11 protein-coding genes are annotated in these 21665 nt (G+C 68.6%); 5 read left to right on the forward strand and 6 right to left on the reverse strand.

The annotated features are described in order from the left end of the window. The 5 genes from A9W95_RS04185 to A9W95_RS04205 all read left to right on the forward strand — a co-directional run. Window positions 1–3228, forward strand: a 3228-nt coding sequence (locus A9W95_RS04185; protein ID WP_216638128.1) for an arabinosyltransferase domain-containing protein, incomplete at its 5' end; no start/stop codon positions are given. After that, window positions 3225–6458: an arabinosyltransferase EmbB gene (gene embB / locus A9W95_RS04190; protein ID WP_067409364.1), complete on the forward strand. Its 3234-nt coding sequence runs from the start codon at window positions 3225–3227 to the stop codon at window positions 6456–6458. The genes A9W95_RS04185 and embB, both read left to right, overlap by 4 nt. Before the next feature lie 11 nt (window positions 6459–6469). Next, window positions 6470–7321 (forward strand): SGNH/GDSL hydrolase family protein, encoded by an 852-nt coding sequence (locus tag A9W95_RS04195; protein WP_172826553.1) that lies wholly within the window; start codon window positions 6470–6472, stop codon window positions 7319–7321. Window positions 7322–7400: 79 nt separating this feature from the next. Beyond that, window positions 7401–7901: a hypothetical protein gene (locus tag A9W95_RS27665; protein ID WP_067409372.1), complete on the forward strand. Its 501-nt coding sequence runs from the start codon at window positions 7401–7403 to the stop codon at window positions 7899–7901. Between the two features lie 35 nt (window positions 7902–7936). After that, entirely contained in the window at window positions 7937–9733 is a 1797-nt protein-coding gene (locus A9W95_RS04205) for an acyl-CoA dehydrogenase family protein (RefSeq protein ID WP_067409365.1), read from the forward strand. A gap of 93 nt (window positions 9734–9826) precedes the next feature. Here A9W95_RS04205 and A9W95_RS04210 read toward each other — a convergent pair whose 3' ends face one another. The 6 genes from A9W95_RS04210 to A9W95_RS04235 form a co-directional block, all read right to left on the reverse strand. Then, window positions 9827–11398, reverse strand: a complete 1572-nt coding sequence (locus tag A9W95_RS04210; protein WP_067409366.1) for an acyl-CoA carboxylase subunit beta — start codon at window positions 11396–11398, stop codon at window positions 9827–9829. A 7-nt stretch (window positions 11399–11405) separates the two neighbouring features. Further along, the gene (gene pks13, locus A9W95_RS04215) at window positions 11406–16799 is read right to left on the reverse strand and encodes a polyketide synthase Pks13 (RefSeq protein WP_067409367.1); all 5394 of its coding nucleotides are present in this window, start codon (window positions 16797–16799) and stop codon (window positions 11406–11408) included. A gap of 11 nt (window positions 16800–16810) precedes the next feature. Further along, window positions 16811–18709, reverse strand: coding sequence for a long-chain-fatty-acid--AMP ligase FadD32 (gene fadD32 / locus A9W95_RS04220; protein WP_067409368.1), 1899 nt, complete (start codon window positions 18707–18709; stop codon window positions 16811–16813). A 242-nt stretch (window positions 18710–18951) separates the two neighbouring features. Next, window positions 18952–19965 (reverse strand): cutinase family protein, encoded by a 1014-nt coding sequence (locus A9W95_RS04225; protein ID WP_067409369.1) that lies wholly within the window; start codon window positions 19963–19965, stop codon window positions 18952–18954. A 179-nt stretch (window positions 19966–20144) separates the two neighbouring features. Then, window positions 20145–21044, reverse strand: coding sequence for an esterase family protein (locus A9W95_RS04230; RefSeq protein WP_067409373.1), 900 nt, complete (start codon window positions 21042–21044; stop codon window positions 20145–20147). 177 nt (window positions 21045–21221) lie between these two features. Then, window positions 21222–21665: alpha/beta hydrolase-fold protein (locus A9W95_RS04235; RefSeq protein WP_216638129.1), on the reverse strand; the 444-nt coding region annotated here is incomplete at its 5' end.

Consider the following 21665-nt stretch of genomic DNA (forward strand, 5'->3'; position numbering starts at 1 on the left):
CTGGTCCCGCTGCTTCCGGTGCGGCAGACGACCGCCACCATCCGCTGGCCCCAGGGCGCCGCCGCGGACGGCAACGTCAGCCAGATCACCGCGCCGCTGGTATCCGGCGCACCGCGGGCGCTGGACATCTCCATCCCCTGCCCGGCCATCGCCACGTTGCCGGCCAGCGGCGGCCTGGTGGTGTCGACGTTGCCCAGCGAAGGCGTGGACACCGGAAAGCACGGGCTGTTCGTGCGCGCCAACACCGACACCGTCGTCGTCGCGTTCCGTGACACGGTCGCCGCGGTGGCCCCCCGCGCGGCGATCGCCGCCGGTGCCTGCCGGGTGCTGCACCTGTGGGCCGACGCCGGCGGCGCCGGGGCGGACTTCGAAGGCATCCCCGGCGCCGCGGGCAAGCTCTCTCCGGAGAAGAAGCCGCAAGTCGGCGGCATCTTCACCGACCTCAAGGTCCGTGCCCAGCCCGGCTTGTCGGCGCGCGTCGACGTCGACACCCGATTCATCACCACGCCCACGTTGCTCAAGACCGCGGCGATGGTGCTGGGTGCGCTGGCCGTGCTGACCGCCGTCGTCGCGCTCAGTGCCCTGGACCGCCACAGCCGCGGCGGCACCTGGCGCACCCCCAAGCAGTGGCTGGCCCGGTACCGCGAGGGGCAGCGGCCCCGTTGGCTGCGCGCCGGCCTGGCCACCTGGGTGACCGACCTCGGCGTCGTCGCGACGCTGCTGGTCTGGCATGTCATCGGCGCCACCTCCACCGACGACGGCTACAACCTGACGATCGCGCGGGTCGCGCCCAAGGCCGGCTACTTCGCCAACTACTACCGCTACTTCGGCACCACCGAAGCCCCGTTCGACTGGTACTACGCCTGGCTGGCCCGCCTGGCGTCGATCAGCACCGCCGGGGTCTGGATGCGACTGCCCGCCCTGGTGGCCAGCATCGCGTGCTGGCTGATCATCAGCCGCTGCATGCTGCCCCGGCTGGGACCCGGACGAGGCGGCCTGGCCGGCAACCGGGTGGCCGTGCTCACCGCGGGCGCGGTGTTCCTGGCCGCGTGGCTGCCGTTCAACAACGGGCTGCGGCCCGAGCCGCTGATCGCGCTGGGCGTGCTGGTCACCTGGGTGTTGGTGGAGCGGGCGATCTCCCAAGGCCGGCTGGCGCCGGCCGCCGTCGCCATCTTCGTCGCATTGCTCACCGCCACGTTGGCGCCGCAGGGGCTGATCGCGGTGGCCGCGCTGCTCACCGGGGCCCGGGTGATCGCCCGGACGATCCGGCGCCGCCGCGCCACCGACGGCCTGCTGGCGCCGCTGATCGTCTTGGCGGCGGCCTTGTCGCTGATCACGGTCGTGGTGTTCCGCAGCCAGACGTTGGCCACGGTCGCCGAATCGGCGCGGATCAAGTACACGGTCGGCCCGACCATCGCCTGGTATCAGGACTTCCTGCGGTACTACTTCCTTACCGTCGAGAGCAACGCCGACGCTTCGATGTCACGGCGCTTCGCCGTCCTGGTGATGCTGCTGTGCATGTTCGGGATGTTGGCGGTGCTGCTGCGCCGCGGACGTGTGCCCGGCTTGGCCAGCGGACCGGCGTGGCGGCTGATCGGCACAGCCGCGGTCGGGCTGCTGCTGTTGACGTTCACACCGACGAAGTGGGCCGTGCAATTCGGCGCGTTCGCCGGGCTGGCCGGCGCGCTGGGCGCGGTCACCGCGTTCACCTTCGCCCGCATCGGTCTGCACAGCCGACGCAACCTGGCGCTGTACGTCACCGCGCTGCTGTTCATCCTGGCCTGGGCCACCTCGGGTATCAACGGCTGGTTCTACGTCGGCAACTACGGGGTGCCCTGGTATGACATCCAGCCGGTGATCGCCAGCCACCCGGTGACCTCGATGTTCTTGGCATTGTCGGTGCTGACCGGGCTGCTGGCCGCTTGGTACCACTTCCGAATGGACTACGCCGGGCACACCGAGGTCAAGAACAGCCGGCGCAACCGGGTGCTGGCCTCCACGCCGCTGCTGGTGGTCGCGGTGATCATGGTTCTCGGTGAGGTCGGCTCGCTGGCCAAGGCGGCGGCCTTCCGCGATCCGCTCTACACCACTGGCAAGGCCAACGCGGCCGCGCTGACCTCGAGCCTGTCCCCGACCAGCTGCGCCATGGCCGACGACGTGCTGGCCGAGCCGGACCCTAACGTCGGGCTGCTGCAACCGGTCCCCGGGCAGACGTTCGGCCCCGACGGCCCGCTCGGCGGCATCAACCCGGTCGGCTTCAAACCCGAAGGCGTCGGCGAAGACCTCAAATCCGATCCCGTCGTGAGCAAGCCCGGGGTGGTCAACTCCGACGCCTCGCCCAACAAACCCAACGCCGCCATCAGCGACTCGGCCGGTACCGCCGGCGGCAAAGGGCCGGCCGGAGTCAACGGTTCACACGCGGCGCTGCCCTTCGGCCTCGATCCCGCCCGCACCCCGGTGATGGGCAGCTACGGCGAGAACAACCTGGCCGCGACGGCCACCTCGGCCTGGTACCAGCTGCCGGCGCGCAGTCCGGACCGCCCCTTGGTGGTGATCTCGGCCGCCGGCGCCATCTGGTCCTACAAAGAGGACGGCGACTTCATGTACGGCCAGCAACTCAAACTGCAGTGGGGCGTCACCCGGCCCGACGGCAGCACCCAGCCACTGAACGAGGTGTACCCGATCGACCTGGGCCCGCAGCCCGCCTGGCGCAACTTGCGTTTCCCGCTGACCGGAGCGCCGCCGGAGGCCAACGTGGCGCGCATCGTCGCCTACGACCCCAACCTCAGCTCCGAGCAGTGGTTCGCGTTCACCCCACCCCGGGTCCCGATGCTGGAGACGCTGCAGCAGCTCATCGGATCCCAGACGCCGGTGCTGATGGACATCGCGACGGCCGCCAACTTCCCCTGCCAGCGCCCGTTCACCGAACACCTCGGCATCGCCGAATTGCCGCAATACCGCATTCTGCCCGACCACAAGCAGACCGCCTCGTCGTCCAACCTGTGGCAGGCCAGCTCGACCGGGGGTCCGTTCCTGTTCACCCAAGCGCTGCTGCGGACCTCGACGATCGGCACGTATCTGCGGGGCGACTGGTACCGCGACTGGGGAACGGTGGAACAGTACTTCCGGTTGGTGCCGGCCGAGCAGGCGCCGGAGGCCGTCGTCGACGAAGGTGTGATCTCAGTGCCCGGCTGGAGCCGGCAAGGACCGATTAGGGCCCTGCCATGACCGTCATCAATCACCAACAAACGACCACCCCGGACCGCCACCCCGAGGCGCCCCGCGACGTGCGGCTGACGCGCTGGGTGGCCACCATCGCCGGCCTGATCGGGTTCGTGCTGTCGATCGCCACGCCGCTGCTGCCGGTCGTGCAGACCACCGCGACGCTCAACTGGCCGCAGAACGGGCAGCTGGGCAGCGTGACCGCGCCGCTGATCTCGCTGACGCCGGTCGACTTCACCGCCACGGTGCCGTGCGCGGTGGTGCGCGGCATGCCGCCGACCGGCGGCGTGGTGCTCGGCACCGCACCCAAGCAGGGTAAGGACGCCAACCTCAACGCGCTGTTCGTCGTGGTCAGCAGCCAACGGGTGGACGTCACCGACCGCAACGTGGTGATCCTGTCCGTGCCGCGCGAGCAGGTGGTCTCCCCGCAATGCGACCGCATCGAGGTCACCTCGACGCACGCCGGTACCTACGCCACCTTCGTCGGACTCACCGACCCGCGGGGGGCGCCGTTGCGTAGCGGCTACCCCGACCCCAACCTGCGTCCCCAGATCGTCGGGGTGTTCACCGATCTGACCGGTCCGGCGCCGCCCGGGCTGAGCCTCAAAGCGACCATCGACACCCGGTTCTCCAGCACGCCCACCACGCTGAAGCTGCTGGCCATCATCGGCGCCATCGTGGCCACCGTCATCGCCCTGGTCGCGCTGTGGCGCCTGGACCAGCTGGACGGCCACCGCATGCGACGGTGGATCCCGCAGAACTGGCGCACCTTCACCCTGCTCGACGGGGTGGTGCTCTTCGCGTTCCTGCTCTGGCACGTCATCGGCGCCAACTCCTCCGACGACGGCTACATCCTCGGCATGGCCCGCGTCGCCGACCGCGCCGGCTACATGTCCAACTACTTCCGCTGGTTCGGCAGCCCGGAAGACCCGTTCGGCTGGTACTACAACCTGCTGGCGTTGATGACCCACGTCAGCGATGCCAGCATCTGGATGCGGTTGCCGGACCTGTTCGCCGGGCTGGTGTGCTGGCTGCTGCTGTCCCGGGAGGTGCTGCCCCGGCTGGGCCCGGCGGTGGCGGGCAGCAAGCCGGCCAACTGGGCGGCGGCAATGGTGCTGTTGACGGCGTGGATGCCGTTCAACAACGGCCTGCGTCCGGAAGGCATCATCGCGCTCGGGTCGCTGGTGACCTATGTGCTGATCGAGCGGTCGATGCGGTACAGCCGGTTGACGCCGGCGGCGCTGGCGATCATCGCCGCCGCGTTCACCCTCGGTGTGCAGCCGACCGGTCTGATTGCGGTGGCCGCGTTGGTCGCCGGTGGCCGACCCATCCTGCGCATCCTGGTCAAACGCCGGCGCATGGTCGGCACCCTACCGTTGCTGGCGCCCATGCTGGCAGCCGGGACGGTGATCCTGACGGTGGTGTTCGTCGACCAGACGTTGTCGACGGTGCTGGAAGCCACTCGGGTACGCAGCAAGATCGGGCCCAGCCAGGCTTGGTACACCGAGAACCTGCGCTACTACTACCTGATCCTGCCCACCGTCGACGGGTCGCTGTCGCGTCGGCTGGGCTTCCTGATCACCGCGCTGTGCCTCTTCACTGCGGTGTTCATCATGTTGCGCCGCAAGCGAGTTCCCGGGGTGGCCCGCGGGCCGGCCTGGCGCCTCATGGGCGTCATCTTCGCCACCATGTTCTTTCTGATGTTCACCCCCACCAAATGGGTGCACCACTTCGGCTTGTTCGCCGCCGTGGGGGCGGCGATGGCCGCACTGACCACGGTGCTGGTGTCGCCCAAGGTGCTGCGCTGGTCGCGCAACCGGATGGCGTTTGTGACGGCGTTGTTCTTCATGCTGGCGCTGTGCTTCGCTACCACCAACGGGTGGTGGTATGTCTCCAGCTACGGCGTGCCGTTCAACAGCGCCATGCCAAAGATCGGCGGAATCACCGTCAGCACAGTCTTTTTCGTGCTGTTCGCGCTGTCGGCGCTGTACACGGCGTGGTTACACTTCGCCCCGCGTGACGCCGGTGAGGGGCGGCTGACCACCGCCCTGACGACCGCGCCGATCGCGCTGGCGGCCGGCTTCATGGCCCTGGTCTTCGTGGCCTCGATGGGCATCGGCATCGTGCGGCAGTACCCCACCTACTCCAACGGCTGGTCCAACCTGCGCGCGTTCACCGGTGGTTGCGGATTAGCCGACGACGTGCTGGTCGAGCCCGACCCCAATGCCGGTTTCATGACGCCGCTGCCCGGTGATTACGGCCCGCTGGGTCCGCTCGGCGGTGCCAACCCGGTCGGCTTCTCGCCCAACGGGGTGCCCGAACACACCGTCGCCGAAGCGATCGTCATGAAGCCCAATCAGCCTGGCACCGACTACGACTGGGATGCGCCGACGAAGCTGACCGCCCCCGGCGTCAACGGGTCAACGGTGCCGCTGCCCTACCAACTGGATCCGGCCCGGGTGCCGTTGGCCGGTACCTACACCACCGGCGCGCAGCAACAGAGCCGGCTCGCCTCCGCCTGGTATCAGCTGCCCAGAGCCGACGACGGACATCCGCTGGTGGTGATCACCGCTGCGGGCAAGATCACCGGCAACAGCGTGCTGCACCACTACACCGCCGGGCAGACCGTGGAGTTGGAGTACGCCAAGCCCGGTCCCGGCGGCGCGCTGGTGCCGGCCGGCCGGATGGTTCCCGACGACCTGTACGGCGAGCAGCCCAAGGCCTGGCGCAACCTGCGCTTCCCCCGGGAGAAGATGCCCGCCGACGCGGTGGCGGTCCGCGTGGTCGCCGACGACCTGTCGCTGACCCCCGAGGACTGGATTGCGGTGACTCCGCCGCGGGTGCCAGATCTTCGTTCCTTGCAGGAGTACGTCGGCTCCACGCAGCCGGTGCTGCTGGACTGGGCGGTGGGCTTGGCCTTCCCGTGCCAGCGGCCGATGTTGCACACCAACGGTGTCACCGAGATCCCGAAATTCCGTATCACGCCGGACTATTCGGCCAAGAAGCTGGATACCGACTCCTGGGAGGACGGCGTCAACGGCGGCCTGCTCGGCATCACCGACCTGCTACTGCGCGCGCACGTGATGGCCACCTACCTGTCGCGGGACTGGGCCCGCGACTGGGGATCGCTGCGCAAGTTCGACACCCTGATCGACGCCCCGCCCGCACAACTGGACCTGGACACCGCGACCCGCAGCGGCTTGTGGTCGCCCGGCCAGATCCGGATCAAGCCTTAACCTCGCCGCCGGTGGGCTCCCTGCGCCTGGTCATCGTGGTGGTGCTGGGCGCGGCGTGCCTGGCCTGCGCTCCGCGCGCCGGGAGCCCCGGCTTGGACTACGTCGCCCTCGGTGATTCCGTCGCCGCCGACCCCGGCGTCCCCGAGCCGGCACCTCCCCAGGGCTGCCACAAATCGACCAATAACTATCCGTCGGTGTTCGCCCGCCGACTCAAGGTGGCCACCTTCATCGACGCGACCTGCAGCGGCGCCACCACCGACAACGTCCTCAGCGCCGCTCAGCAGACGTCGACCGGACTGGTCGACCCGCAGATCGAATCGGTCAGCGGGACAACCGATCTGGTCACCATCACCATCGGCGCCAACGACATCGAACTCATCACCGAATTGCGCCAGTGCGAGGTCAAGACGCCCGATCCGACGCCGTGCCAGGACCAGTTCGTCGTCGGTGGCGTCGACCGGGTTGCGGCCCTGACCGCCGCGCACGCCCCGACCTGGGCCGCAGTGATCAATCGGGTGCGAGTCCGGGCGCCTAGAGCGCGGATCATCCTGGTCGGGTACGGCATTCTGCTGCGGCCGGGCGGGTGCTTCCCCAGCCAACCGGTGTTGCCGCAGGACGCTGACTATCTACAGGCCAAGGTCGACGGCCTCGACGAGCAGCAGCGAAAGATCGCGTCGGCCAACGGCGTCGAATACTTCGATACCAGGCCGCTGCATCGGGGTCACGACATGTGCGCCGCGCCCGCCGACCGGTACGTGAACGGGTATGCGACCGAGGATCCGGCGGTGCCGCTGCATCCGACGCCGCAGGGCGCCGCCGCGGTCGGCGAGGCGCTGGCCGACTCCGCCGGCAGGCATATGTAGCAAACCGCTTATGTTTCCTGGCGAGACGATGTGGTTAATCTCACGTTCCGTCAGGTACTCGATCAACGGTGGTGAGCCGATGCGTGGGCTGAAATTGTTGTGCGCGACCGCTTCAGCGGCAGCCGTTTGTGCCGGCGCTACGGGTATCGCGGCGGCTGCGCCGGACGGCAGTGCCACCCGGGTCGCGTTGCGCAGTGTGTTGCGGCATTGCGATTACGGCGCGTCCAGCGTCGCACCTCAGATCCGAGCTCCGGCTCTGGGTGGGGGCATGGCCATGGTGCGCAGTAGCGGCTCGTCGGTGACTGCTGATGTGCAGCTGTCGGTGCAAAACCAGCCGGGCACCCGCTACGACGTCGGTCTGATCCAGGCGCCGCTGCCGTCGGCGGTGACCTGCGGCCCCGGTGATCCGGGGACCACCTTCAGCAGCTTGGTCACCAACGAGGCGGGCCAGGGGAACGTGACCATTACCGCGCCGATCAGGCAGGGCCAGACCGGTGTTTGGGTATGGGTGGCACGACCGGCGGAGAATTCGCAGAACCCCGCGGAGGTCTACACCTCGGATTTCGTGGTGCCGGTATAGCTGCTTTGACCCCGCGGCTGTAATACCGTCGCGTCATGACCGAGTACGACCCGCAGTACGGGTCCGAAGCCGTCGACCGGCTGCCCTTCTCGACCCCGGAGAAAGCCGAGCGCTACCGCACCGAGAACTACCAGGGCGCCACCGGCCTCAACTGGTACCGGACCGATCCCACGCTGCAGTTCATCATGTCCTACTACCTGCAGCCCGACGAACTGGCCGTCGCCGAACCGCATCTGGTGCGCATCGGCGCACTGATGGGCGGCCCCGTCGCCCGGTGGGCCGAGGAAACCGACCGCAATCCGCCGTATCTGGAGCGCTACGACCGCTGGGGCCACGACGTCAGCCGGGTCGTCATGCCGGCGTCGTTCACCCAGTCCAAGCGCGCCGTCCTCGACGCACAGCAGGAGTTGCGGGCCGACGCACATCGCGGCGGGTTCCGCGCGTCGCTGCCGCTGTTCGCCTCCAACTATCTGCTCAACCAGGCCGACATTGGGTTGGCCTGCGCGCTGGGCACCGGCGGCAACATGGTCCGCGCGCTGGTCAGCGCCTTCGCCCCGACCGACGTGCGCGACTACGTGTTGGCCAAGCTCGACTCCGGCGAGTGGGAGGGCGAAGCCGCGCAGTTGATGACCGAACGCACCGGAGGCTCCGATCTCGGCGCCATCGAAACCACCGCGACCAAACACGGCGACGCTTGGTTACTCAACGGCTTCAAGTGGTTCGCCTCCAACTGCGCCGGTGAGGCGTTCATCGCCCTGGCCAAACCGGAAGGCGCGCCCGACTCCAGTCGCGGCGTGGCCAGCTTCCTGGTGCTGCGCACCCGCCGCGACGGCTCCCGCAACGGGGTGCGCATCCGCCGGCTCAAGGACAAGTTGGGCACCCGCTCGGTGGCGTCCGGGGAAATCGAACTGGTCGACGCCGAAGCGTTTCTGCTCTCCGGTGAACCCCGGGGCGAAGCGGGCCCGTCCGACGGCAAGGGTCTGGGCCGCATGATGGAGCTGACCAACCGATTGCGGCTGGGCATCGCCGCGTTCGCGCTCGGCAACGCGCGCCGCGCCTTGGTGGAAGCGTTGTGCTACGCCCGGCAACGGGAAGCGTTCGGCAGCGCGCTGATCGACAAGCCGCTGGTTCGGCGCAAGCTGGCCGAGATGATCGTCGACGTCGAAGCCACTCAGGCGTTGGTGTTCGACGGCATCGGCTTCCCGAACCACCGCCAGCCCAAAGCCATCCGGCAGCGCATCGCGGTGCCGGTGACCAAGCTCAAGGTGTGCCGGCTGGGCATCACCGCGGCGTCGGACGCCATCGAGTTGCACGGCGGCAACGGCTATATCGAAACCTGGCCGGTTGCCCGGCTACTGCGCGACGCCCAGGTCAACACCATCTGGGAGGGGTCGGACAACATCCTGTCGCTGGACGTGCGGCGCGGTATCGAGCAGTCCCGCGCCCACGAGCCGCTGCTGGCGCGGATGCGCGATGCGGTGTCGGTGTCCGACGACAACGAGACCACCGGGGAGACCACCGGGCTGGTCGCCGGGCGCATCGAAGATCTCGACGCGGCGATCACCGCCTGGTCGAAGCTGGACGGCGATATCGCCGAGGCGCGGTTGCTGCCGCTGGCGCAGTTCATGGGCGACGTGTATGCGGGCGCGTTGCTCACCGAGCAGGCGGCCTGGGAGCGGGAAACTCGCGGCACCGACCGTAAGGCCCTGGTTGCCCGGCTCTACGCGCAGCGCTACCTGGCTGATCGGGGACCGCTGCGCGGCATCGACGCGGACACCGACGAGGCGCTGGAGCGTTTCGAGGAGCTGGCCGCCGGGGCCCTCGCGCTCTAGACAAGGAAGGCACCTTCCAGTCGCGAGCAGACGCAAAGTCGCGCCGATACCGGGTTCTACGTGCGATTTCGCGTCTGCTCGCGCGGGGAGGAGCTAGACCGGGATCAGGCCGTGCTTGCGGCCCAACCGCCGCCACTGCTGCTTGTCCCGCAAGATATGCAGCGACCTGCGCAGCAACAGCCGGGTCTGGTGTGGGTCCACCACCGCGTCGATGAACCCGCGCTCGGCAGCGATCCACGGGATCGCCATGTTGAGGTTGTAACCCTCGATGAAGTCCTTCTTGATCTGCTGCACCTCGGGCGCGGTCGGGTCGGGAAAGCGTTTCACCAGCAACTGCGCGGCTCCCTCGGCGCCGATCACTGCGATGCGCGCGGTGGGCCAGGCGAAGTTGAAGTCTGCGGTCAGCTGCCGGGATCCCATCACCGCATAGGCGCCGCCGTAGGACTTGCGGATGGTGATGGTCACCTTCGGCACGTCGGCCTCGACGACGGAGTACAGGAACCGCCCGCCGCGCTTGATGATGCCCCGCTTCTCCTCCTCGGCACCCGGCAGGAATCCGGGCGTGTCCACCACAAACACCAGCGGGATCTGAAAGGAATCACAGAACCGGATGAACCGCGCCGCCTTGTCGGAGGCTTCGTTGTCGATGGCCCCGGACAGGTGCATCGGCTGGTTGGCGATCACGCCCACCGGGCGTCCGTCCACGCGCGCATAACCGGTGATGATGGCCGGCCCGTGCTGGGCGGCGACTTCGAGGAAGTCACCGTCGTCGAAGATGCGCAGCAGGATCTCGTGCATGTCGTAGGCCGCGTTATCGGAGTCCGGCACGATCGAATCGAGTTCGAGATCGGTCGGGGTGATCTCCGGTTCCATACCAGGGTTGATGACCGGCGGCGCGGCGAAGCAATTCGACGGCAGGAACGACAGGAATTCGCGCACGTACTGGAACGCCTCGGCCTCGGAGTTCACCACGTGGTGGATGTTGCCGTAGCGGGCCTGCGCGTCGGAGCCGCCGAGCTCGTCGAGGGTGACGTCTTCGCCGGTGACCTCGCGGATCACGTCGGGACCGGTGACGAAGAAGTAGCCCTGGTCGCGCACCGAGACGAGCAGGTCGTCCTGGATCGGCGAATAGACCGCTCCCCCGGCGCATTTGCCGAAGATCAGCGAGATCTGTGGCACCACTCCGGACAGCGCCTCGTGGCGTTGGCCCAGCTCGGCGTACCAGGCCAGCGAGGTAACCGCGTCCTGGATCCGGGCGCCGCCGGAGTCCTGGATGCCGACGATCGGGCAGCCGACCATCGCGCACCATTCCATCAGCCTGGCCACCTTGCGGCCGAACATCTCGCCGACGGTGCCCTGGAACACCGTCTGGTCGTGCGAGAACACCCCGACCGGGCGGCCGTCGATCAGGGCGTGGCCGGTGACCACCCCGTCGCCGTAGAGCGCGTTCGGATCACCCGGGGTCTTGCACAGGGCCCCGATCTCGAAGAAGGAACCCGGGTCGACCAGCGCGTGCACCCGGGCCCGGGCGCTGGGGATGCCCTTCTTGTCGCGCTTGGCGGCGGCCTTCTCGCCGCCCGGCTCCTGGGCCAGCTCCAGGCGAGCGCGCAGCTCGGCCAGCTTTTCGGCGGTCGTGTGCGCGCGAGAAGGCTCTACCGCTTTCACTGGTTGCCTACCTAACTCTTGACGTGTCGGCTGGGGCCTCGGCCTCAACCTGTGCCAACGCGCGGGTCATGTGTGCCCCGACTTTCGAGATGATCGGCTCGTCGATGGCCTGGATGTGCTCGCCACCGATCGGCACGACCTCGAGGTCGGACACGTACTCGCCCCAGCCGCCGTCCGGTTGACGCACGGCATACCGCGGCTCGAACATGATCGCGTCGTCATGGTATCGATCGGCCATGTAGAGGGTGACATGCCCGTCGTACGGCTGGATCTGCGCGGTGTCGATCGCCCGGTTGTCCAGGTAGGACGTGCGCTGGTGTTCGATAATCCCGGCCGGGATCTCCACCCCGCTCTGGCTGACCGCTTCCAGCACGAACCGCACCTGACCCTCGTCGTCGAGCTGCTCGAGGTGCTCGTACGGAATCTCGGGAATGGTGACGTTGAAGGTCTTCTCGGCGAACCGGGCGTAGCGCTCCCAGCGCTTGCGAATCTCTTCCTTGGTCTGCGGGATCTCCTCCCCGGCGCGCACGGCGTCGATCAGGCCGACGAACCGGACGTCCTTGCCCAGCCGCTTGAGCCCGATCGCACACGCGTAGGCCAGTACCCCGCCCAGCGACCAGCCGACCAGCACGTAGGGCCCGTCGCCCTGCATCTCGATCAGCTTCGGCACGTACTGTTCGGCGCGCTCCTCGATCGAGCCCTCCACCCGCTCGAAGCCGTACATCGGCGTGTCGGTGGGCAGCCGGCTCAGCAGCGGCTCGTACACCACGGTCGACCCGCCCGCCGGGTGGAACACGAAGACCGGAACCTTTGTGCTGCCTTCCTGCCGCGGCCGCAAGGTTCGGACGAACCCGTCGACCACCCCGGCCTCGAGGTAGCCGCGCACCTTGTCGGCCAATTCCTCGATGTTCTTCGACGTCAGCACGTCCTCGACGGTGATCGGCCCTTCGGCCCGCTCGGAGAGCCGCTGCGCCATCTTGGCGGCGCTGGCCTCGTCGAGCTTGGGCAGCGGGTTGAAGATGCCGCCCGCCGACTTGCCGGTGACGATCGCCCAGGTGGCGAAGGTGACCCGCTCGGCGGCGTCACGCGGCGGCACGTCGGAGTTCAGCGCCTTGGCGACGGCCTCTTGGTTGAGCGCCTCGGCGGCGCCCTTCAGATCCGGGGTGCCGTTGCGTTGCTCGGCGCTGCCATTGCCGCTGCCATTGCCGCCCGACGGTCCCAGCGGGTTGGTCGGCGGCGGTGGGATCGGCACGTCCGATGCCGGCGGCACCGCGGACTCGGCTTCCGGGTCGGCTTGGGTTTCCGGCTCGGCCTGCGGGTCGGGCGCGGGCGCTACCAGCGAAGCCGCCGACGCGCCGCTGACCAGCTCGGCCTGCGCCCGGGCGATCTCCTCGGCCGTCTGCGTCTTCTGGTGCTCGTGCAGCTGCTGCACCTCGTCGCGGTGCTCGACCGCGTACTCGATCAGCTTCTCCACGTTGTAGAGGTTGGCGTCGCGGACCGCGGTCAGCTGGATCGGCGGCAGGTCGAAGTCGTACTCGACCCGGTTCTTGATCCGCACCGCCATCAGCGAGTCCAGACCGAGCTCGATCAGCGGCACCTCCCACGGCAGGTCCTCGGGCTCGTACCCCATGGCCGAGCCGACGATCAGACCCAGGCGCTCGGCGATGGTCTCACCGGAGTCCGGCGACCATTTGCCCATGCTGGCCGAGAAATACCGGTTGGTCAGGCTGTCGGTCAGCGTTTCGGCTGCGGCCTCATCAACGGGCTGCTCGGGCGCCGCCGGAGCCGCGGTGGTCGCCAGCGGAGTGGCGACAGCCGTACCCGCCCCGACCGCGGTCGGCAGCACCGACTGCTGGCCCGCCCGAGTCACCAGCGCGTCGTACACCAGGGTGAACGACTCGTCGATGCGGGCGTGCACCTGCACCGACGCGCCACCGGGGTGGCGGGTCATGGTGGTCACCAACCGAGCGCCCGCACCGGGCACCGCCCGCTGTTCGGCGGCGGTCAGCTGCGCGTCGGACAACACCTGTTCGGCGGCGGCGCGCACCAACGCGGCCAGGTCCACCTCGCCGTCGCGCGGCGCATACTCCCACACGTGGCGGCCGTCCGGCAGCGCGACGTGGGTGCCGGGCATGATGACCGCGGCGTCGCCGGCGAAGTGCGCGTCCAGCCAGTGCTCTTTGCGCTTGAACCGGGTCGGCGGGATATTCGCATAGTCCTGCGGGCTCTGGGCGCGGGTGAACAGCGTCCGGACGTCCAGGTCGTGGCCGTAGACGAAGAGCTGGGCCATAGTCGAAACCATCGACTCGACCTCGTCTTGCTTGCGGGCCAGCGTCGGGATCAGCTGGGCGTCGTGCAGCCCGGCCGCCGCCGTGGTCAGACCCACCTGCATCAGCGCCACCGGGTTGGGGGCCAGTTCCAGGAAGGTGGTGTGGCCACTGTCGACGGCGTTGCGGATGCCCTGCGTGAAGTAGACGCTGTGACGCAGCCCCTTCTTCCAGTAGTCGACGTCGTGGATCGGCTCACTGCCGGGTTTGATGTAGCGGCCCTCGTGCACGGTCGAGTAGATACCGGCCGTGGGGCTCATCGGCTTGATGCCCTGCAGCTCGGCCGCCAACTCGCCCAGCAGCGGGTCCATCTGCGTGGTGTGGCTGGCGCCCTTGGTCTGGAACTTGCGGGCGAACTTGCCCTCGGATTCCGCGCGGGCGATGATCGCGTCCACCTGGTCGGGCGGGCCGCCGATGACCGTCTGGGTCGGCGCGGCGTAGACGCACACCTCCAGATTCGGGAAGTCGGAGAACACCGTCTTGATTTCCTCGGCGGAGTACTCCACCAGCGCCATCAACCGGATGTACTCGCCGAACAGCATCGCCTCGCCCTCACCCATCAGGTGCGAGCGCGAGCAGATGGTCCGGGTGGCGTCCTGCAGAGACAACCCACCGGCGAAGTACGCCGACGCCGCTTCACCCAGCGACTGGCCGACCACCGCGGCCGGCTTGGCGCCGTGGTGCTTGAGCAGCTCACCGAGCGCGATCTGTATCGCGAAGATGGTGACCTGCGTGGTCTCGATGCTGTAGTCCTGCGAGTCGTCCAGGATCAGCTCGAGCACGGAGTAGCCGAGCTCGTCTTGCACCAGCGCGTCGACCTTCTCGATCCATTCGGCGAAGACCTCGTTGCGCAGGTACAGGCTCTTGCCCATCTTGCGGTGCTGCGCGCCGAATCCGGCGAGCACCCACACCGGGCCGTTGGTCACCGGCCCGTCGGTGCTGAACACCCCCGGCCGCTGCTTGCCCTCGGCGATCGCGCGCAGGCCCTTGACCGCCTCGTCGTGGTCGTGCGCCAGCACCACCGCCCGCGAGCGGCCGTGGTTGCGCCGCGACAGCGCCCGGCCGATCGACTCCAGCGACGACGCCTGACCCTCCGGACTTTCCAGCCAGTCGGCCAACTCCGCGGCGGCGGCCTTCTTGCGCGAGGTCAGGAAGGCCGAGACGGCCAGCGGAATCAGCGGCGCGGCCGGCTCTTGGGCGGCGAGCTCCTCGAGCGCGGCGGCCTTGAGTCGCAGCGCCTCCTCGGTGACGCCGGGCAGCTCGTACTCTTCTTCTTGGGCCGCCGGGTCGTCGGCGACGATCTCGCCGAACTCGTCGAACCGCAGCGAGTGCCCCTGGCCCTCGGCCGGGTCGTCGCCCGCCGACACCACGGGAACCTGCGGCGCCGCTTCGGGTTCGGGCTCGCGTTCGATGACGTCGCGCGGCAGGACCTCGCGGACCACCAGGTGCGCGTTGGCGCCGCCGAAGCCGAAGCTGGACACCCCGGCCAGCGCGTAGCCGCCGTAGCGCGGCCAGTCGGTGGCCTGGTCGACCACCTTCAGCCGCATCGCGTCGAAGTCGATGTACGGGCTGGGCCCGGCGTAGTTGATCGACGGCGGCAACTTGTCGTGCTGCAGCGCCAGCACCACCTTGGCCATGCTGGCCGCACCGGCCGCCGACTCCAGGTGGCCGACGTTGGTCTTCACCGCACCCAGCAGCGCCGGACGATCCGCCGGCCGCCCCTTGCCGACGACGCGGCCCAGCGCCTCGGCCTCGATCGGGTCACCCAGGACGGTGCCGGTGCCGTGCGCCTCGATGTAGTCGACGGTGCGCGGGTCGATGCCGGCGTCCTTGTAGGCCCGCCGCAGCACGTCGGCCTGCGCGTCCTGGTTGGGGGCGATCAGGCCGTTGGACCGGCCGTCGTGGTTGACCGCGCTGCCGGCGATGACGGCCAGGATCTGGTCGCCGTCGCGGCGCGCGTCGTCGACCCGCTTGAGCACCAGCATGCCGCCGCCCTCGGAGCGGGTGTAGCCGTCGGCGTCGGAGGAGAACGACTTGATCCGGCCGTCCGGGGACAGCACCTGGCCGATCTCGTCGAAGCCCAGCGTCACCACCGGGGTGATCAGCGCGTTGACGCCACCGGCGACCGCGACGTCGGCCTCGCCGTTGCGCAGCGCCTGCACGGCCTGATGCATGGCCACCAGCGAGCTCGAGCATGCGGTGTCGACCGCGACCGACGGCCCACGGAAGTCATAGAAGTAGGAGACCCGGTTGGCGATGATCGAGGTCGCGGTGCCGGTGATGGCATACGGGTGCGCGATGGTCGGGTCGGACACCGCCAGGAAGCTGTAGTCGTTGTTGGAGACGCCGACGTAGACACCGACGGCCTCGCCGCGCAGGCTGGACGCGGGAATGCGGGCGTGCTCGAGCGCCTCCCAGGTCAGCTCCAGCGCCAACCGCTGCTGCGGGTCGATGTTGTCGGCTTCGGTCTTGGCGACCGCGAAGAACTCCGAGTCGAAGCCCTTGATGTCCTTCAGGTAGCCGCCGCGGGTGCGCGCGGACTTGATGCGCGCCGCCAGCCGCGGCTCTTCGAGGAATTCCGACCAGCGGCCCTCGGGCAGGTCGGTGATCGCGTCGCGCCCCTCTAGTAACGCCTGCCAGGTCTCGTCGGGGGTGTTCATGTCCCCGGGCAGTCGGGTGGACAGACCGACGATCGCGATGTCGACGCGTTCGGCCGGACCCTTGCGCGACCAGTCGGCGTTGTCCAGGCTGCCGTCGTCTTCGTGCTCCGGCTCGCCTTCGATGATCCGAGCGGCCAACGACTCGATGGTCGGGTGCTGGAAGGCCACCGCGACCGACAACGTGACACCGGTCATGTCCTCGATGTCGGCGGCCATCGCGACGGCGTCGCGCGACGACAGGCCCAGTTCCACCATCGGCACCGACTCGTCGATCTTGTCGGCGGACTGGCCGGTGGCCTTCGCCACCCAGTTGCGCATCCATTCGCGCATCTCGGGGACCGTCATGTCGGTCTGTTTGGCCGGCGCGTTGGGGGCGGTTGAGTTCTCCGGAGATTCAGCGTCTGTGTCAGCCATGGTGTTGCGTTCTAGCTCGATTCGGTAGCGAAGGCCGTCGGCGATCCGATGCCGCTGCGCAGGCTGCCGTCGAGATAGGCGGCACGGCACGCGCGGCGGCCGATCTTTCCACTGGAGGTACGGGGAATGGTTCCGGCCTGCACCAGGAGCAGGTCGCGGATGGTGACCCCGTGGCGCACCGCGATGGCGGCGCGGATGTCATCGGCGATGGGTTGGTAGTCCAGCTTGTGCGTGCCGGCGGCGCGCTCGGCCACGATGACCAGCTGCTCGGAGGTGTCCTCCGGGTCGTACTTGAGCCCGGTGTGCGGGTTGTCGAACACGACCTGCGGCAACTGGTTGGCCGGGACGGAGAAGGCGGCCACATACCCGGTGCGCAACGCCCGGCTGGCTTCCTGCGCGGAGAACTCGAGGTCCTGCGGGTAGTGGTTGCGGCCGTCGATGATGACCAGGTCCTTGATGCGGCCCGCAATATAGAGGTGACCCTTGTAGTAGGTGCCGTAGTCACCGGTGCGCACCCACAACCCGTCGTCGGCGGCGCCTTCGGCGTGCGACTGGCTGACCCGCGACTTGAGGATGTTCTTGAAGGTTTCCGACGTCTCCTGGTCCTTGCCCCAGTAGCCGGTGCCCAGGTTCTGCCCGTGCAACCAGATCTCGCCGATCTGGCCGTCCGGCAGCTCGCTGGCCGTGTCGGGGTCGACGATGACGGCCCATTCGTCGACACCGATGACGCCGGCGGAGACCTGCGCGACGGCGTTGGGCGCGTCGGCGTCGACCTCGACAAAGCGTTGGTTGTTCAACTCGTCGCGGTCGACGTGGATGATGGTCGGCGCCTCGTCCATCGGGGTGGTGGAGACGAACAGCGTCGCCTCGGCCAGGCCGTAGGACGGCTTGATCGCGGTGTCGCGCAGGCCGTAGGGCGCGAACGCCTCGTAGAACTTGCGCATCGACGCCGGCGACACCGGCTCGCTGCCGTTCAGGATGGCCTTGACGTTGCTCAGGTCCAGCGGCGGCTCGCCGTCCTTGGGGACGCCGCGCACCGCGGCGTGCTCGAAGGCGAAGTTCGGCGCCACGGTGAACACCTCGGTTTGTGGGCCGTCCTCGGGCTTGCGGGCCATCTCCCGGATCCAGCGGCCCGGGCGGCGCACGAACGCGGCCGGTGTCATGAAGGTGAAGTTGTGGCCCAGCACCGGCGACAGCAACGCCGTTATCAGCCCCATGTCGTGGAAGAACGGCAGCCAGGACAGGCCGCGGTCACCTTCCTTGCCTTCCAACCCGACCAGCACCTGCAGCACGTTGGTGGGCAGGTTGAGGTGGGTGATCTGCACGCCGGTCGGCGTGCGGGTGGAGCCCGACGTGTACTGCAGGTAGGCGATGGTGTCCTGGTTGGCTTGCGGCTCCTCCCACGTGGAGGCCACCTCGTTGGGCACCGCGTCGACGGCGATGATGCGCGGGCGCTCCTTGGCCGAACGGCTGCGGATGAACTTGCGTACGCCTTCGGCGGCGTCGGTCGTGGTCAGGATCGTGGTGGGAGTGCAGTCGTCGAGCACGGCGTGCAACCGCCCGACGTGGCCCGGCTCGCCCGGGTCGAACAGCGGCACCGCGATGCGGCCGGAGTACAAGGTGCCGAAGAACGAGATGAGGTAGTCCAGGTTCTGCGGGCACAGGATGGCGATACGGTCACCCGGCTGGGTCACCTGCTGCAAGCGGGCCCCGACGGCGCGGTTGCGTGCGCCGAAGTCAGCCCAGGAGATGTCGCGGTTCACCCCATCGCGCTCGGTGGAGAAGTCGATGAAGCGGTAGGCCAATTTGTCGCCGCGGACCCTCGCCCACTTCTCGACGTGCTTGACCAGGTTCGTATTGTCCGGGAACTTGATCTTGCCGTTCACGATGAAGGGGTTGTGGTACGCCATGCGTGTTCTCCTGTCACAACGTCTGTGTTCGTCGGCCGTGCCGACTATCTGTTTTACGCGCGGAGGCCCCGACTGGCGCTTCCCCACTCGGGCGCCTGTCGTGCCAACCTCGACCCAACCGGGTCAACCACATGCTCTTAATTTTCTCTTAATGTTAAGGGGCCGTGCGCGGCACACCAAATCACAAGGTACCGCTGTTGCCGTGACAATCGCCGCACCCGCCGCTGTGTCCCACCGCCCGGTCAGCCATGTTTGGGATGGGGCGCCTTATCCACCTGACCGTGGGCCCAATTCAGCGTCCATTCCGTAGCGGACTGTCCGTCGGAGTTCCAGAAGTCCGGCGTTGCATACATCGCATGCACGGGCTGTCCGGCGCCGCCGGCCAAGGTGTTCAGCGTGGTCGGCAGGTTGGCCGGACTGAACGCCTCCTGCGGTGCCGCACAGATCAGATCGCCCTGCGCGCAGATCTCATTGGTCCGGGCGTTGAGATCCCCGAACCCGCCCGGCCGTGCGCCGGTCATGGTCAGTCCAAGCCCCGACAGCACCGGCACTTCGTGCAGGGTGATCTCGGCGCCTTCGCCGGGTGGGTTGGGCGGAATGAGATTGCCCACTCCCTGCTGGCGTCGGCCGTCGGCGATCACCGTCACGCCCAGCACTAGGTCCTCGTCGACGGGTCCGCGGCCGTTGCCGATGTCGCTCGCGACGTCCCCGGCGATCACCGCGCCCTGGGAGAAGCCGACGATCACGTAACTCGTCAGCGGGCACTTGTTGTTCATGTCGGTGATGGCCTGCACCGTGGCCCGGGTGCCTTCGGCGCGGCTGTCGTTGTAGCTCATCTGGTTGTCGGCGCTGAGCGGATTACGGAACTGTGCGGTGTAGGGGACGGTGTACGTCTGCACGCGCGACGACGGAAACTGCTGACCGATCGGTCCGGTCACGGTGAGCAGAAGCGCCCGGGGGAACTGCGTCGGGTTGAGCGGATCGTCGGTGGGCGAGGACTCCCACGTGCCGGGCACCGAGATCATCTGCACGTCGGGACAGGAAGCGTCTTGGGACGCCGGTCGCGGCTTGCGCGGATGCGATGTGGTCGGCCCCGGTGTCAGCACGCCGGGAGGAACCGCGCTCGGCGGCGGCTCCTTGTGCTTCAGCAGCATCACCCCGGCCACGATGACCAACGCCACGACCAGGGCCATCGCACCGGCCGCGGACCAAGCCAGAATTCGGTGGCGCCTGCGGCGACGGGCGGTGTTGGCCATGTTCTCCTGCCAGCAGCGTCGGTGGGCCGTCGGTACGGTCCCGTGTGCGAATACCGGTGGGTATCGGTAACGCGCACCGTCGCGCCCTACTCACCCGCGCAGCAAAGTGACGCCTCTGCCGCTCGACCTACACCGTACCGGCTCGCCGGAGCGTGCCCTCCGCGCTGCGGCCGCCGGGGCTAGCGGATGGCGCCGACGATGTCGCCGGACATGGCGCCCAGCTGCGCCGACCACGAGCCCCACCCGTTGTCCCCGCCGCCGAGGTCGAAGTGGCCGTTGTGCCCGCCGACGCTGCGATATTGCTGGTAGAAGGTGCGGCTGTTGCCCATCGCGGCGCTCGCGGCGCCCATCATGGCGGCGGCGTCACCGGCCTCGGTGGTGGGGCTGTAAACCCACACGCGGGTGTTGTTCTGCGCCAGCAGCGCGGCATGCACCCACGGGTCGTGCCACTTCCAGCGGCCCAGCTGTGGGGCTCCCCACATGCCGTTGCCGTCCACGCCGCCGAATTCCTGCAGGCCGGCCAGGATGGCGCCGTTGGAGAAGGTCTCCGACGGGTACAGGAAGCCGGACAGCGAGCCGGCGAAGCCGAAGCGGTCGGGGTGGAAGGTGGCCAGCGCCATCGCGCCGTAACCGCCCTGGGAGGCCCCGACGGCGGCGTGGCCACCGGGCGCCAGACCCTTGTTCGCGGCCAGCCAGTCGGGCAGCTCACTGGACAGGAACGTGTCCCACTGCTTGCTGCCGTCCTGTTCCCAGTTGGTGTACATGCTGAAGGCGCCACCGGCGGGGGCCACCACCGAGATGCCCTTGCCGGCCAGAGTGTTCATTGCGTTGCCGGCGGTGACCCAGTTGCTCACATCAGGGGCAGCGTTGGCGGCGTCCAGCAGATAGACCGCGTGCGGACCACCGGCCAGGAATGCGACGGGGATGTCGCGGCCCATCGCGCCCGACGGCACCATCAAGGTTTCGTACGCCGCGGCCTTGGCCTTCCCCAGGGACGCCGTGGTCGCCGTAATCCCGCCTAACGCGATCGACAGCACGGCGACGCAAAGCAGCCGCACCAGGACCGACAGACCCCTCATGTCCACCTCCATGTGTATCGCTGTGCACACAGCGCCGCGGCCTCCCCGGCCCGCAACGTAGCTAACCACACCGTCACAACCGGAGAAAGGGACGGTTGCGGCGCGGTCACCTGGAGATGACAAACGGCGGCGACCAGAGGTCGCCGCCGTTTGTTTGCGGTTTACGCGCCTGGCGATCTAGGTGCCAGTGCCCTGGTTCACCCCCACCTGAGCGGCGGTGGCGGGGCCGGAGCCCGGGGTGGCGCCCAGCGTGCTCTGCAGGTCACCCTTCATGGCGTTGAGCTGCGAGCCCCAGTACGGCCAGTCGTGCGTGCCGTTGGCGTCGAAGTTGAACACCGCGTTGTGACCACCGGCGCCGTTGTAGGCGTCCTGGAACTTGATGTTGCTGGTACGCACGAAGCCTTCCAGGAACTTGGCGGGCAGGTTGTCGCCACCGAGGTCGGACGGCTTGCCGTTACCGCAGTAGATCCAGATGCGGGTGTTGTTCGCGACCAGCTTGCCGACCTGCAGCGACGGGTCGTTGCGCTGCCACGCCGGGTCACTGGACGGGCCCCACATGTCCGAGGCCTTGTAGCCACCGGCGTCACCCATGGCCAGACCGATCAGCGACGGGCCCATGCC

Origin of the sequence: Mycobacterium sp. 1423905.2, assembly GCF_001673155.1 — a bacterium.
Classification (GTDB): Bacteria; Actinomycetota; Actinomycetes; order Mycobacteriales; family Mycobacteriaceae; genus Mycobacterium.

Bases quoted from the DNA above. Each gene is read 5' to 3' on its own strand.
- embB (WP_067409364.1), top strand. From the start codon at position 3,225: ATGACCGTCATCAATCACCAACAAACGACCACCCCGGACCGCCACCCC.
- A9W95_RS27665 (WP_067409372.1), top strand. From the start codon at position 7,401: ATGCGTGGGCTGAAATTGTTGTGCGCGACCGCTTCAGCGGCAGCCGTT.
- A9W95_RS04205 (WP_067409365.1), top strand. From the start codon at position 7,937: ATGACCGAGTACGACCCGCAGTACGGGTCCGAAGCCGTCGACCGGCTG.
- pks13 (WP_067409367.1), bottom strand. From the start codon at position 16,799: ATGGCTGACACAGACGCTGAATCTCCGGAGAACTCAACCGCCCCCAAC.
- fadD32 (WP_067409368.1), bottom strand. From the start codon at position 18,709: ATGGCGTACCACAACCCCTTCATCGTGAACGGCAAGATCAAGTTCCCG.
- A9W95_RS04225 (WP_067409369.1), bottom strand. From the start codon at position 19,965: ATGGCCAACACCGCCCGTCGCCGCAGGCGCCACCGAATTCTGGCTTGG.
- A9W95_RS04230 (WP_067409373.1), bottom strand. From the start codon at position 21,044: ATGAGGGGTCTGTCGGTCCTGGTGCGGCTGCTTTGCGTCGCCGTGCTG.